We start from the raw sequence: 15,575 nt of genomic DNA, 5'->3' as shown, positions 1-15,575 counted from the left end.
TCCCCTATATTTGCGACCTCAAATATTTCTCAAAAGAAATAGCTTTAAACATTAAAAATAAATTCAAGCGACGCTTCGTATGCGCCGCCACTGAAATAAAGGAAAATTAATGCCTGTAATTACTCTCCCTGACGGTTCAGAACGCTCATTCGACAATGCCGTATCTGTAATGGATGTTGCCTTAGATATTGGTCCTGGTCTTGCTAAAGCAACCATCGCTGGTCGTATCGACGGAAACCTTGTTGATGCTTGTGAATTAATTACCCAAGATGCTGCTTTGCAACTTATCACCAATAAAGATAGCGAAGGTCTTGAAATAATTCGTCATTCTTGTGCACATTTATTAGGGCATGCTATTAAGCAGTTATACCCAGATGTGAAAATGGCAATTGGCCCTACGATTGAGAATGGCTTTTATTACGATATTGACCTTGAAGAATCAATTACAGAAGATGATTTAACAAAAATTGAAAAGCGTATGACAGAACTTGCTCGTACGGGATATGAAGTTGTTAAGAAAACAGGTACGTGGCAAGACGCTTACGATGCGTTTACTGAACGTGGTGAAACTTACAAATTACAAATTCTTGATGAAAACATCGAGAAAACTGATACACCGGCTTTATATCATCATCAAGAATACATTGATATGTGTCGTGGTCCACACGTACCTAGCATGCGTCATTGTCATCAGTTCAAATTAATGAAAGTAGCTGGTGCATACTGGCGCGGTAATTCAGACAACAAAATGTTGCAACGTATTTACGGCACAGCATGGGCTGACAAAAAGCAATTAAAAGCATATATCGTTCGTTTAGCTGAAGCTGAAAAACGCGATCACCGTAAAATTGGTAAAACATTAGATTTATTTCATTGGCAAGAAGAAGCACCAGGAATGGTATTCTGGCATAACGATGGTTGGACGATTTACACGGAGTTAGAAAAATTTATTCGTGAAAAACTACACGAATATGATTACGACGAAGTTAAAGCGCCAATGATGATGGACAGAAGTCTTTGGGAAAAGTCAGGTCACTGGGAAAAATATGCCGATGGCATGTTTACCACTGAATCTGAAAAGCGTGAATACGCAATAAAACCAATGAATTGCCCTGGTCATGTACAAATATTTAACCAGGGTTTAAAGTCATACCGCGATTTACCTTTACGTATTGCTGAATTTGGCTGTTGTCACCGTAACGAACCTTCAGGCTCTTTACATGGTTTGATGCGTGTACGTGGCTTTACGCAAGATGACGCCCATATTTTCTGTATGGAATCGCAAGTTCAAGCAGAAGTTAAAAAGTGTATCGAAATGGTATACGACGTATACGGTTCATTTGGTTTTGAAGATGTCGTTGTTAAATTGTCTACTCGCCCTGTGAATCGTATCGGTAGTGATGAGATTTGGGATAAAGCTGAAGCGGGTCTTGCACAAGCATTAACCGACAGCAACATCAAATTTGAGTATTTACCGGGTGAAGGAGCATTTTACGGTCCTAAGATTGAATTTACTTTAATGGACTGTTTAGGTCGTGCTTGGCAATGTGGTACAGTGCAGCTCGATTTTGCTTTACCAGAGCGTTTAGGCGCAACTTATGTGGGTGAAGACAACGAAAGATATATTCCTGTCATGATTCATCGCGCTATTTTAGGTTCACTTGAACGTTTTATCGGAATTTTAATTGAAGAGTTCACGGGGAAATTTCCAACGTGGTTATCGCCAATTCATGCAACTGTGATGAATATTACGGGCAAACAAGACGAATATTGTGAAAAAGTTGTAAAAAAACTAAAAGAAAGTGGATTTAGAGTAAAACTAGACTTGAGAAATGAGAAGATAGGCTTTAAAATCCGCGAGCACACTTTGAAGCGTGTTCCCTATTTGTTAGTTGTTGGTGACAAAGAAATGGAAGCTGGCGAAATTGCCATTAGAACGCGAAGTGGTGAAGATTTAGGAAAAATGTCTGTTGATGACTTTATTTCAAAATTAAGTGAAGAAGTTAACGCTCGTAGTTAACGAATAAATTACTTATAATAACGTTTAAACAAGCATAAAAATATTTTATTAATCTGAGTAGTTGTTAAGTTAAAAATAACACCAGCGACTTGGAACAAAGTTCTTTGGAGGAACATGGCTATTAAAGGTGGACAACGAGGCGGGCAAAAAGAGCCAGCACATCGTTTAAATGAGTTAATTACAGGTATTGCTGATAATGAAGTTCGTTTGATTAGATTTGACGGAGAGCCTGGTGGCATCGTCACATTAGATGAAGCAATGGATCAAGCTGATGAAGCTGGTGTTGATCTTGTTGAAATAAGCCCTACGGCTAAACCTCCTGTACTCCGCGTTATGGATTACGGTAAGTTTATCTATGAAAAAGCTAAAGAACAAAAAGAACAGCGCAAAAACCAGAAACAGATACAGGTTAAGGAAATTAAATTCCGTCCTGGAACAGATGAAGGCGACTATCAGGTAAAACTACGCAACCTGAAGCGCTTTTTAGAAGGGGGCGATAAAGTTAAAGTAACTTTACGTTTCCGTGGTCGTGAAATGGCTCACCAAGAACTTGGTTTACAACTTCTAACTCGCGTTAAGCAAGATTTAGAAGAGTTAACTGTAGTTGAATTCTTCCCGCGTCGTGCGGAAGGAAGACAAATGGTGATGGTACTAGCACCAAAAAAATAATCAATAACCGGTATTTCAAGTAACTTATTTTTATGAAAATTAAAATTAAGTTCACCCTTATTGTTTTTAACGGGTAATTTTAGGCCTGAAAGTAGAAACTAACGTTTATTTTTGTTTAACCTTAAATAAGCAAGTTAAGTTTTTCGCCTAAGTTGCTAAATTTCAATGGCAATGTTTCTGTGTAATAACACAAACATGAATGCGGAGTAATATTCATGCCTAAAATGAAAACTAACAAAGGTGCTGCGAAGCGCTTTAAAAAAACAGCCTCTGGCTACAAGTTCAAACAAGCTGGCCTTCGTCATATCTTGACTAAGCGTCGTACTAAAGTTAAACGTCATCTTCGTGCTAAGTGCATGATTTCGGCAGCTGACATTAAGTCAGTTAAAAAACTTTTACGTCACGGTTAATAGGAGAGATATAGAATGGCTAGAGTAAAACGTGGTGTACAAGCTCGTGCACGTCACAAGAAGGTTCTAAAGCAAGCTAAAGGTTATTACGGAGCACGTAGCCGTGTTTACCGTGTTGCTTATCAAGCAGTAACTAAAGCAGGTCAATACGCTTACCGCGATCGTCGTCAACGTAAACGTCAATTCCGTCAGCTTTGGATAACTCGTATAAATGCAGCAGCTCGCATAAATGGTTTATCTTACAGTGTTTTCATTAATGGTCTTAAAAAGGCTGCTATTGAGATCGATCGTAAGATCCTAGCTGATATTGCAGTATACGACAAAGTGACATTCACATTCTTAGTTGAAAAAGCGAAAGCTGCTTTAGCTGCATAGAATTTGAAAAATCTTTGAGACAAGGACGCCAGTAGGCGTCCTTTTCTTTTTTAATCATTCTAACTTGTTCTTTAGCTCACTTTCTGCGTTTTAAAGTACTTACTAATAGTCATTAGCTCCGTGCTTTAACCTTGAAAATAAACTAAATATCTTCGTTAAAATGTATTAAAATTGTTTTATTAATTATACCGAATATTATTTTATGTACAGGATGTCAATGAGTGACGTTAATATCTAAAAATACTATTCGCTACAATTAATTTTAACTTGATAATTAAGGTTTAATCCGATGAGTCTTGCAGATCAAATTTTAGCGGTAAACAATGATTTACCTATTCGCACCGATGCACCTGTTCACAGCGGCAAAGTTCGTAGTGTCTACTGGTTAACTGATGCAGATAGTAAACGGTTAATTCAAGAAAAAGGTTATGATGTTGCCGATGATACGCCATTAGCTATTATGGTGATCAGCGACCGTATCTCTGCCTTTGATTGCATTTGGCAAGGCGAAGGCGGCATGAAAGGTGTACCAGGCAAAGGCGCATCACTTAATGCTATTTCAAATCATTGGTTTAAGCTTTTTAAAGATCAAGGCTTAGCCGACAGTCACATTCTTGATATTCCACATCCGTTTGTGTGGATCGTTCAAAAAGCAAAACCGGTCATGATTGAAGCTATTTGTCGTCAGTATATAACGGGGTCAATGTGGCGTTCATATGTAAAAGGCGAGCGTGAATTTTGTGGTATTGAATTAGCTGAAGGGTTAACTAAAGATTCAAAGTTACCTGAGTTATTACAAACACCATCAACGAAAGGTATTTTAGAAGGGATCCCTGGCGTACCCGCTGTTGACGATGTAAATATTACGCGCAAGAACATTGAAGATAATTTTGAAGCATTCAATTTCAAATCACTTGACGATATAACGTTATACGAAAAGTTGTTAACGGAAGGTTTTGACGTTATTTCTGATTCGCTCGCAAAGCTTGACCAAATTTTTGTTGATACTAAGTTTGAGTTTGGCTATGTAAAAGACAGGGCTGGTAACGACAAGTTAATTTATATGGATGAAGTGGGCACTCCTGACTCTTCACGTATTTGGGATGGCGAGCAATACCGTGGTGGCAAAGTCGTTGAAAACTCAAAAGAAGGTTTCCGCCAATTATTATTAGCACACTTTCCTGATGCAGACATTTTATTAAATAAAGCCCGTATGCCTGAACGTGAAGCCTTAGCTCGCGACAATGAATTACCGATATCAGTATTAATGGATGTGTCAAACACATATACAGCAATTGCAGAAAAAATTACCGGGCAAAAAATTGTCTTGTCTGCTAATCCTAAAGCTGAAATTATCGATATTTTACGTGAGCAGTACCAGTTAATTGACTAAAACTTTTAGTTGAGTGTAAATCGTTGATGATTTTTATAAACCCTACTCTTGAGTGGGGTTTATTGTTTTAGCCGCTTTATTAATAATAGGTTTAAGTAAATCTTGAAACTGTCCTGACGCTTTCATTTCTTTTAACACCAATGACAATTTATTGGCGAGTTTCTCCAACCGTTTATGTTTGTTTTTTGTTTACTTAATACCCGCTAAGCAATAGTAAAAAGTGGCTCTTTAACTTGTTGTAAACTCGGGGCGTTGTCTAAGTTAAATGCTTTGGTTCTAAATAATTTGCTATTAATTACTCCATGACTTGCCCATGATAAACTTTTTTTGTTAGGCAATGCCTTGATCTCTAAACGATAGCCTAATTTTTTAAATGCAACGATAATATGCTTTGGCGTTTTGATACAAAAGGCTCATCGCTTCCATTAAAAAAGAAGTGTTCAAAGCACAAGTCAATTTTTGTTATCGCTGAAAATATTTCTGTCGAGTTAATATCGATAAAAGGCTTAAATTAATGAGCCGCTTAAGGCTTTTATCTACTTAAAAGTAATAGAAGGTCATAAAGTTTTAAAAACCCTTTTAAATCACGTTATTCCGCTACATTTATGCTTAGATATTGTGTAGTATTAGCAATAATTTTTATTAATACAATCAGTCTAGCCAAAACTTTGAAATTTACAGCAAGGTTTTAGAGCCGCTTAGAGGAACTCATGAATTTAGACGATATTATATTGCAAGCAGAAGAAGCTATTTCTGCAGCAACAGATCCTACCGAACTTGACCAAGTTCGTGTTAACTTTTTAGGTAAAAAAGGTTTGTTCACTGAGCAAATGAAAGGGTTAAGTCAATTACCTAAAGAAGAGAAGCCTAAAGCAGGGCAAGTGATCAATATTGCTAAACAGCAAGTACAAAAATTATTGACTGAACGTGGTGAATTGTTACGTGCAGAAGTTATTGCTAAACAATTATCTGCTGAATCTATTGATGTGACGCTACCTGGACGTAGTAATGATTTAGGTGGACTTCATCCTGTAACACGCACAATTGAACGTATTGAAAGTTTTTTTGGTGATTTGGGCTTTGAAGTCAAAGAAGGTCCAGAAGTGGAAGATGACTTTCATAATTTTGATGCTTTGAATATTCCTGAACATCATCCAGCACGTCAAGACCATGATACTTTTTACTTTAATCCAAAATTAGTGTTACGCACGCAAACCTCAGGTGTACAAATTCGCACCATGGAAAAAGAACAGCCACCACTGCGTATTATTTCTCCGGGTAAGGTTTATCGTAATGACTATGATCAAACACATACGCCAATGTTCCACCAAGTTGAAGGTTTGATGGTCGACAAAGATGTTAGTTTTACGCATCTTAAAGGTATTTTACACGACTTCTTACATCACTTTTTTGAAGAAGAAGTTGAAATTCGTTTCCGCCCTTCATATTTCCCGTTTACAGAACCTTCTGCGGAAGTTGATATTATGGGTAAAAATGGAAAATGGTTAGAAGTATTAGGTTGTGGCATGGTGCACCCTAACGTATTGAAGTCAGTGGGTATTGACCCTGAAGTTTATACCGGTTTTGCTTTTGGTATGGGCGTTGAACGTTTAACAATGTTGCGCTACGGCGTAAATGACTTACGTTCATTTTTCGAAAATGATCTTCGCTTCTTAAAACAGTTCAAGTAGGAAAGCCAATAATGAAATTTAGTGAATCGTGGTTACGTGAGTGGGTTAATCCTGCTATTTCATCGAGTGAATTAGCTCATCAAATTACTATGGCTGGCTTAGAAGTTGATGCTGTAGAAGCTGTTGCCGGTCAATTTACGGGTGTATTAATTGGTGAAGTGGTTGAATGTGGGCCACATCCTGATGCTGATAAATTGCAAGTGACAAAAATAAATCTAGGTAGCGAATTTAATGATGGCGAATTAGTCGATATTGTTTGTGGCGCTAAAAATTGTCGTTTAGGTCTCAAAGTAGCGGTTGCTACTGTTGGCGCAGTTTTACCTGGCGACTTTAAAATTAAAAAAGCAAAATTACGTGGCGTACCTTCTCACGGCATGTTGTGTAGTGAATCAGAGATTGGTTTGTCTGACAGTTCAGATGGTATTATGGAACTAGCACAAGATGCTCCTATAGGCAGGTGTGTTCGTGAATACTTAGATTTGAACGATGTTACTATCGACGTTGATTTAACCGCTAACCGTGGTGACTGTCTTGGCCTTAAAGGCTTAGCACGCGAAGTAGGGGTATTAAATAGTTTAAACATTACTGAACCAGAAATTGTTGCTGTAGCTTCTACAATAGATGATGTTCGAGAAATTACGTTATCAGCAGCTAAAGCTTGTCCACGCTATTTAGGCCGAGTCATTAAAGATATTGATGTAACGGCGAAAACACCGTTATGGATGGTGGAAAAATTACGTCGTTGCGGTACACGCTCAATCGACCCTGTTGTCGATGTAACGAACTATGTGTTGCTTGAACAAGGGCATCCAATGCATGCTTTTGATTTGTCTGCACTCGACGGTGGAATTAACGTTCGTTATGCAACACCAGGTGAAAAACTGGTTTTACTTGACGGTAATGAAGTCACACTTTCAACTGAAACTTTAGTGATCGCTGATGACAATAAAGCATTAGCCATGGCGGGTATTTTTGGCGGAAAAGAATCGGGTGTTAAATCGGATGAAGAAAACAAGTCAACTGACATCTTCTTAGAGAGTGCTTTTTTTGCTCCGTTAGCTATTTTGGGTAAAGCACGTCAATACGGATTACATACTGATTCATCGCATCGTTATGAACGTGGTATCGACCCTGAATTACAACGAAATGCTATGGAACGTGCAACGACCTTATTATTGGAAATCGTTGGTGGTAAAGCGGGTCCTATCGTTGAAGCACTCAGTGATGAACATTTACCTAAAGAAAAAATAGTTACTTTGCGTAGAGAAAAACTTGATGGCCGTATTGGTCATCATATTGATGATACTAAAGTCACTGAAATCCTAACACGTTTAGGCTTTAATGTTACTTTTGAAAGCAATATTTGGACAGTTGTTGTTCCGGCATACCGCTTTGATATTAAAGTAGAAGTTGATTTAATCGAAGAAGTTGCGCGTATTTTTGGTTATAACAATATTCCAAATGTTTCGCCAAAAGCAACGTTGGCGATGCGAGAACAAAAAGAAAAGTCTCTGCCATTAAAACGCCTACGCAACGTAATGGTTAATCGTGGTTACCAAGAAGCGATAACCTATAGTTTTGTCGATCCAAAAGTTCAATCGTTAATTCATCCTGAACAAGAAGTAATGACTTTACCGCATCCTATTTCTTCTGAAATGTCAGTTATGCGTTTAAGTATGTGGACCGGATTATTGCAATCAGTTATTTATAATCAAAACCGTCAGCAATCACGACTACGTTTATTTGAAACAGGTTTACGTTTTGTGCCGGACGACACTGCAGAAAATGGTGTTCGCCAAGAACAAATGTTTGCAGGGGTAGTCACCGGACAGCGTAATGAAGAACATTGGGATATGGAAAAGTCAGCCATTGATTTTTTTGATGTGAAATCAGACGTTGAAGCACTCCTTGCATTAACGGCAGACGCTTCGTCATATGAGTTTTCACAAGATGAAATAGCCGCACTTCATCCGGGTCAAACAGCCGCTATTCATAAGAATGGCGTGTTAGTAGGCCATGTTGGTACCTTACATCCTGAATTAGAAAGAAAATTAGGCTTAAATGGTCGGACATTTATTTTTGAGCTTTTATTGTCTGAAATTTCAACACAAAAAATCCCTGAAGCTGGTGATATATCTCGCTTTCCTGCGAATAGACGTGACATTGCAGTGATCGTTGAAGAGAAAATTAATGCAAAAAATGTCTTACAACTTATTGAAAAGGTTGGCGGAAATTATTTAGTTGATCTAAACTTGTTTGACGTATACCGAGGAAATGGTATCGATGAAGGGTTTAAGAGCTTAGCGATAGCGATGACTTTACAGGATTGTGATAAAACCCTTGAAGAAAAAGACATTAATGAAGTCGTTGAACGTGTCGTAGACACATTAGAAACTGAGCTAAATGCATCACTGAGGAATTAGGTAATGGCGCTTACGAAAGCAGAAGTAGCAGAACATTTATTTGAGAAAGTTGGGCTGAGCAAACGCGACGCAAAGGATATGGTTGAGGTGTTTTTTGAAGAAATACGCGAAACTTTAGAAAGTGGCGAGCAAGTAAAGCTTTCTGGTTTTGGTAACTTTGACCTTCGTGTAAAAAGCGAACGCCCAGGCCGTAACCCCAAAACGGGTGAAGATATTCCAATTTCTGCTCGTAAAGTTGTTACTTTCCGTCCAGGACAAAAATTAAAGAGTCGCGTTGAAAACGGTAACGGCTAATTAAACCATAACGTTAAAAATAATAGTTAGCGTATTTCTTTTTTGTATTTTACGATACATGAGAATATGTTTATTAAAGGTTGCTTCGGCAGCCTTTTTTATTTTAAAGCTTTTGCAAAATTCTCTCTTAAGTGCACCATCCTTTTAAGTAGGTAACACGCTCAAGAACAATCAGAGTCGTGAATCCATACCTTGTGTTCATCAGGTATAACCTTGCTGTGTCATTACAATAGGGTATCGTAGGCGTAATTAGGAGGGCACCAATTAAGGCCTATGATTAAACCGCGTTTATTGAGGTGATGTTATCGTTTTTTAAGTTGCTTTTCTGACGACATTTTCTTACTTATCACTTTGATCAAAGAGCTAACTATTTCTTTAATTAATAAACCAACAATAGCGATTACAGCACCGGTAACGAGTGCATTTAGCGCCAATGGAATAGTGATTGAAAAATCAGTTAAGGTATCTTTAACAATGGTTCTATCAGCATAAATAATAAAGTTATAAACTTGTTCGATATAAGCGTTGTTTGTTACACCGCTAAGTTGTGATTGTAAATAGTCAACTCTTAACATTAATTGCTTAATGATTTCAGCGGTGTTAACAATAGAGGGCTCTGAATTAGCTTGGTATTTTATTATCATGGCAGATAAATCACCTTGATAATGTCGATCAGCAAGGGTTTGAAATTGTACTAAATGCAATTCTGCTTCAGATAAATGTCCAGAAAGCCGGAGCTTATATTGAATAATTAATCCAGGTAGTTGCACACCTAAAATAAATGTTATGGTAAAAAAACAGCGATCAATAATATTATTAATAATTCTAAACATAGAAATTTATCGATTAAATAAAGATGAGCAAAAAATAACAGTAACATACCTTTGTTTATATTTTTTAAAATTTTATGGTTTAAAAATTGCATATTTCTAAAATCGATTACGCATTTAATGTGAATGCAGTAAACAGTCAAATTTTTGATGGTGGTATAAATAGTGATAAATAATATAAGTAACAACGAACAAGAAAATTTAGCGTTGCAAACAACTCATGTTCCAAAAACTATAATGTCTAAAAATTTAAGTAAGCTGCGGAATGTTTTTGCCGTTGGCGGTGTCTTTATGGCGACAAGTTTTCTTGCTTCCCATGTAAACGCGCTAGAAATAGCCGGTAACTTTCACAAAGGGCAAGAGTCTACGAGTAAAGGTTACAGTTTTGCATTAGCAGACACGTTTACCAAAGGGAGTAATTTATATTGGACTGTTGCTTATAGTAGTTTAGATGACGTAAAAGTTGAATGGAATAACGATGAGTTGTTTTTCAAAATAGATACTATTGATGCGCTGCTTAGTTATCGTCATAAAATACAAAGCTATAACTCTTTTTTTAAAAACCTCACTATTGAATATCAAGTTGGAGCATCAGCAGCCCTAACCGAAAATAAATTTACTTGGCCTGAAACACCTGGCTTAGAGGAAGAAGTTCGATACTTTTCTGAAAAAAGTGATATTAATGCCATTATAGGTGTTGGCGCTTATTATAAACTTGATCGTAATACATCAATAAACTTTGGGGTAAAATATCAACCTAGTTTTTCTGAATTCGGTGCTGTAACCTCGGGTTATATAGGGGTGAGTTATCGTTTTGGTCGTGGCTTAGATTATTAAGTTTGATTAATAAATTATTTTAACAAAAGCCCAACCTTTTTTTTTGGTAAAGTTTACTATGTGAAGTATGAGGTTAAGAATATTCGCTGCCACATTGGCACTTTTTTAATTTCAAGACGTAATAACTTGTCGTGACAAGTTATAAATATCAGTTATTGGTGGGAATATTTATGTCATTAAAAATTCGTTTAAAAGCTGTGTTACTTATATCAGTGATTATGATCAACTTCTCTGCTCATGCAGCCGTACAATGTCTTTTGCCTACGCCTCTTCTTGACGCCGACGGCGATGGCTACGATGATACGGTTATCACTGGTGGTGCTTATGACTTATTCCCAAGTGATGCTACAGAATGGTATGACACTGATTTAAATGGTGTCGGTAATAACGCTGACCCTGATGATGACGGTGATGGGGTACCTGATATTTCTGACAATAACCGTGATGGAGACTCGGTTATTGATATTTATGATCCCGCTATCGAAAACTCCTTTGAATGGTTAAACACCGACGGAGATACGCTTTGTAATACCGTTGATCTTGATGATGACGGTGACGGGGTTGTTGATGTCGTTGATGTATACCCACTTAACCCTGCAGAGTGGGATGATACTGATAGCGATACTATCGGTAATAACGCTGATACCGATGATGATGGTGACGGTATTATTGATTTATATGATGCCTTTCCTCTCGATAATTCAGAACAACTTGATACAGATAATGACGGTATCGGTAATAATACCGATACCGATGATGACGGCGACGGCATTTTAGATGTTAATGATGCTTTCCCCTTAGATAGCTCGGAGACACTTGATACCGATAATGATGGTCTTGGTGATAATGCTGATAACGATACCGATGGTGACGGTTTTGCAAACGCTATTGATATTTATCCAAATAACCCATCTGAGTGGTTTGATACCGATGGTGACAATGTTGGTGATAATACTGACACCGATGACGACACCCATGACGTTACTGGAGTTGGCGATGGTATTCCTGATATCAGTGATGACTTTCCTCTAGATGCCAGTGAATGGTTAGACACTGATAATGATGGTGTTGGCGATAATGGCGATACCGATGCAGATGGTGATGGTCATTTAAATGTTAACGATGCTTTTCCGTTAGATAATGCCGAATTTATTGATACAGATGCCGATGGTACAGGCAACAATGCCGATACAGACGACGATGGTGATGGTGTTTTAGACAGCAGTGACCCTTTTCCGCTTGATGCAAGTGAGTCGATAGACAGTGATTTTGACGGTATAGGTAATAACGCTGATGGCGATGATGATAATGACGGTGTTTTAGATGACATTAATGGTAACGGTATTATTGATGGTTTAGATGATGTATTTCCATTAGACCCTACTGAATATATTGATACTGATGGTGACGGAATCGGTAATAATACCGATACAGATGATGATGGTGATGGCGTAGCTGACGGCATTGATAGATTTCCTTTAGACGGAACTGAGTCAGTAGATACTGACGGTGATGGCATTGGTAATAATGCAGATATCGATGATGATAATGATGGCATATTAGATATAAATGAGACACTGGCAAACTCACTTTTACCCCTAGCAACCACAGATACTGACGGTGATGGTGTTGCTGATAATAGCGATCTTGATATTGACACGCACGATTTTACGGGGGTTGGTGATGGCATCGTTAATACTGCAGATCTTTTTCCATTTGATCCAACAGAGTGGGAAGACACCGATGGTGATTTTATAGGCGATAATAGCGATCCAGATATAGATGGTGACGGTATTGCCAATGGGGTTGACCCTGGTCCAACTGATCCTGCAGCAAGAACAGATACTGATGGTGACGGCCTTGCTAACGAAACTAATGATAACGATGACGACAATGATGGTGTTGCAGACAACCTTGATTTATTTCCGTTAAATGCTGCTGAAAGCATAGATACCGACGGAGACGGTATAGGTAATAACAGCGATCCAGATGATGATAATGACGGCTTTGCCGATAGTGCAGATGCTTTTTCACTCGATGTAAATGAGTATTTAGACACTGACAGTGACGGCACAGGTAATAATACCGATGATGATGATGATGGTGATGGCATTAAAGATTCAATAGATGCTTTCCCGCTAAATCCTCTAGAATCTGTTGACACTGATGGAGACCTTATAGGTAACAATACTGACAGTGATGATGACAATGATGGCTTTGTTGATAGTCTCGATGCTTTTCCATTAGATTTTAACGAAAGACTCGATACAGATAGTGACGGTATCGGTAATAATACCGACACTGATGATGATAATGACACCTATGTCGACAGTAATGATTTATACCCTTTAGATGCTAATGAGTGGAAAGACTCTGATGGTGATGGTATTGGAGATAATGCAGACGCTGATGATGATAATGATAATATTCTTGATGTTGATGATGCATTTCCCTTTAATCCAGGAGAAATCACTGATACTGATGGTGACGGTATTGGTGATGTACTCGATACCGACGATGACGGTGACGGTGTTCTAGATAATGTTGATTTATTTCCCCTTGACCCTTTAGAGTCACTTGATAGCGATAACGATGGTATTGGTAATAATAGTGATAGTGACGATGATAATGATGGTGTGCGTGATGTCGATGATGCATTTCCCCTTGACCCCATAGAAAGTGTTGATACTGACGGTGATGGTATTGGTAACGTTAACGATATAGATGACGATAATGATGGCGTACTTGATTATATTGATGCACTTCCTTTAGATCCGACAGAATCACTTGATTTTGACGTTGACGGTGTTGGTAATAATGCTGACCCTGATGACGATAATGACGGCATGAGTGATGTGTTTGAGCTTAAATATGGCTTTAACCCATTTAATGTTGCTGATGCTTTAATGGACACGGACTCTGACGGCACCATAAACGTAGATGAAGAACGTAATAACACAAATCCATTAATTGATGATTATGCGCCGGTGATCACGGTACCTGAAGCTGTGCACCTTGATGCTAACCATACCTTTACCGCACTAACACGCGAGCAGTTGGTTAAGCTAACGGAAGTTTATGTTGAAGATGGACGTGACGGCGCTAATTGTTGCTCATTAACGCCCGTTGGCTTTGAACAGGGGCAAAAGCATATTACCTCGGGGGTATACAATATTACCTGGCGCGCGGTTGACGATGCAGGAAATGTTTCAACCATACGACAAATCCTTAATGTTTATCCATTAGTGAATTTTAGTGCGACACAAATATTAGGTGAAGGTGCAACAGCTAGAGTAGATGTTATTCTATCAGGCGAAGCACCTTATTATCCTATTGAGTTACCTTTTGCTATTTCAGGTAATGCTGACTCGCTTGATTATAAGATAGCCGATAATAAAGTGGTTATTAATGAGGGAACCACAGGCTTTATTGATGTCTTGATCAATAAAGACTTTCAAGCAGAAAATGATGAACAACTTATATTGAGCTTTGGCAGTGAAATAAATGCGGGTGTACACAAAACCCATACCATTGTTATTACTGAAACTAATATCGTACCGTTGACAGAGTTGCGCATGACGCAAAATAACATAGCCGTTTCAAGCATCAGTAAAGATCAAGGTGAAGTGACGATTGAATTAAAAATAACGGATGTTAATCCTGATGATCTACACATCATTAATTGGTTATTGCCTGAGTATATCAATGCAGAAATAAGCGCGAATCAATTAAAGGTTTATTTACAACCGGATTCATTTGTTTTACCTGATGAAATACAGCGTTTAATTGTGGTAGAAGTCAGTGTTACCGATAATGGTAACGGCGAATTATCACAAACTCATCGCCTTAATATCCCCGTTAATAATATCTTAGCTCGACTCGACGGCAGTGACACCGACAGTGATGGTATAGCTGACAATATTGAAGGCTATGCTGATGAGGACAACGATGGTGTACCCGCATTTCTTGATAATAACAATATTGCTTATCTACAGCCATTGCATGTAAACGCGGGTGAAACTAAATTGATGGAAACTGAACCGGGCTTGAGATTACGTTTGGGTAAATATGCTTTACAGCAATTTTCGGATGGCGTGCAAATGAGCCAACAAGAAATGGATGCAACAGGCTTAGTGCCAACCGATGATTATGATCATCGTAGTGATTATTTTGATTTTGAAATTCATAATGTTACTCCGTTTGGTGCCTCTGCATATGTCGTTATTCCTTTAAATGATGGCATTCCAAACAATTCGCTTTATCGAAAATTTAACCGCCTAAATGGTTGGCAGAATTTTGTGGAAAACAGCAATAATAGTTTAGCGTCTAGCGCAGCAGACAACGATGTCTGTCCACCACCGCAAAGCAATTTATATCAAGCCGGTTTATCGGCAGGGCATCAATGCGTGCGTTTATGGATTGAAGATGGTGGTGCAAATGATGCCGATGGCCTTGTGAATGGTATTATTGACGATCCGGGTGGAATTGCGTTAGTCCCTAATGCCGAAGTGGCAAAAGAAACAGATCCAGAGCAATCAAGCAGTGGCAGTATGTATTGGCTGTTATTATTTATTGTAGTCAGTTTGCGCTTGAAAAAATTTAGGCAAAGCAGTCTATAAAATAGTTTCACAAA

11 protein-coding genes are annotated in these 15,575 nt (G+C 38.2%); 10 read left to right on the top strand and 1 reads right to left on the bottom strand.

Annotation, left to right across the window (positions count from 1 at the left end; all coding sequences use genetic code 11):
- The first annotated feature begins 109 nt into the window (after positions 1-109).
- From thrS to H4J73_RS03455, 8 genes are all read left to right on the top strand, one after another.
- Positions 110-2,020 (top strand): threonine--tRNA ligase, encoded by a 1,911-nt coding sequence (thrS, locus tag H4J73_RS03490; protein WP_182179922.1) that lies wholly within the window; start codon positions 110-112, stop codon positions 2,018-2,020.
- 114 nt (positions 2,021-2,134) lie between these two features.
- Complete coding sequence (gene infC, locus H4J73_RS03485; RefSeq protein WP_182179923.1) at positions 2,135-2,689, top strand: translation initiation factor IF-3; 555 nt, start codon at positions 2,135-2,137, stop codon at positions 2,687-2,689.
- Positions 2,690-2,904: 215 nt separating this feature from the next.
- Positions 2,905-3,099 (top strand): 50S ribosomal protein L35, encoded by a 195-nt coding sequence (gene rpmI, locus H4J73_RS03480; protein ID WP_070373745.1) that lies wholly within the window; start codon positions 2,905-2,907, stop codon positions 3,097-3,099.
- Positions 3,100-3,114: 15 nt separating this feature from the next.
- A complete protein-coding gene (gene rplT / locus H4J73_RS03475) occupies positions 3,115-3,474 on the top strand; it encodes a 50S ribosomal protein L20 (RefSeq protein WP_182179924.1) in 360 nt (119 codons plus the stop codon).
- Positions 3,475-3,763: 289 nt separating this feature from the next.
- The gene (locus tag H4J73_RS03470; RefSeq protein WP_182179925.1) at positions 3,764-4,867 is read left to right on the top strand and encodes a phosphoribosylaminoimidazolesuccinocarboxamide synthase; all 1,104 of its coding nucleotides are present in this window, start codon (positions 3,764-3,766) and stop codon (positions 4,865-4,867) included.
- A gap of 710 nt (positions 4,868-5,577) precedes the next feature.
- Positions 5,578-6,558: a phenylalanine--tRNA ligase subunit alpha gene (pheS, locus tag H4J73_RS03465; RefSeq protein ID WP_182179926.1), complete on the top strand. Its 981-nt coding sequence runs from the start codon at positions 5,578-5,580 to the stop codon at positions 6,556-6,558.
- Positions 6,559-6,569: 11 nt separating this feature from the next.
- Entirely contained in the window at positions 6,570-8,981 is a 2,412-nt protein-coding gene (gene pheT / locus H4J73_RS03460; protein WP_182179927.1) for a phenylalanine--tRNA ligase subunit beta, read from the top strand.
- 3 nt (positions 8,982-8,984) lie between these two features.
- Entirely contained in the window at positions 8,985-9,275 is a 291-nt protein-coding gene (locus H4J73_RS03455) for an integration host factor subunit alpha (protein ID WP_070373739.1), read from the top strand.
- A gap of 302 nt (positions 9,276-9,577) precedes the next feature.
- On the opposite strand, the gene H4J73_RS03450 is transcribed toward H4J73_RS03455, so the two are convergent.
- A complete protein-coding gene (locus H4J73_RS03450; RefSeq protein WP_182179929.1) occupies positions 9,578-10,108 on the bottom strand; it encodes a DUF2937 family protein in 531 nt (176 codons plus the stop codon).
- A gap of 162 nt (positions 10,109-10,270) precedes the next feature.
- On the opposite strand from H4J73_RS03450, the gene H4J73_RS03445 reads away from it, so the two are divergent.
- Positions 10,271-10,942, top strand: a complete 672-nt coding sequence (locus H4J73_RS03445; RefSeq protein ID WP_182179931.1) for a hypothetical protein — start codon at positions 10,271-10,273, stop codon at positions 10,940-10,942.
- A gap of 170 nt (positions 10,943-11,112) precedes the next feature.
- The gene (locus H4J73_RS03440) at positions 11,113-15,561 is read left to right on the top strand and encodes a thrombospondin type 3 repeat-containing protein (protein WP_182223717.1); all 4,449 of its coding nucleotides are present in this window, start codon (positions 11,113-11,115) and stop codon (positions 15,559-15,561) included.
- Positions 15,562-15,575: the final 14 nt, after the last annotated feature.

The sequence above is a fragment of the Colwellia sp. MB3u-41 genome (assembly GCF_014076845.1).
In the GTDB taxonomy this organism is placed as follows: domain Bacteria; phylum Pseudomonadota; class Gammaproteobacteria; order Enterobacterales; family Alteromonadaceae; genus Colwellia_A.
The sequence above is the reverse complement of the archived record's forward strand: the minus strand, read 5'-3'. Positions and strand labels throughout refer to the sequence as shown.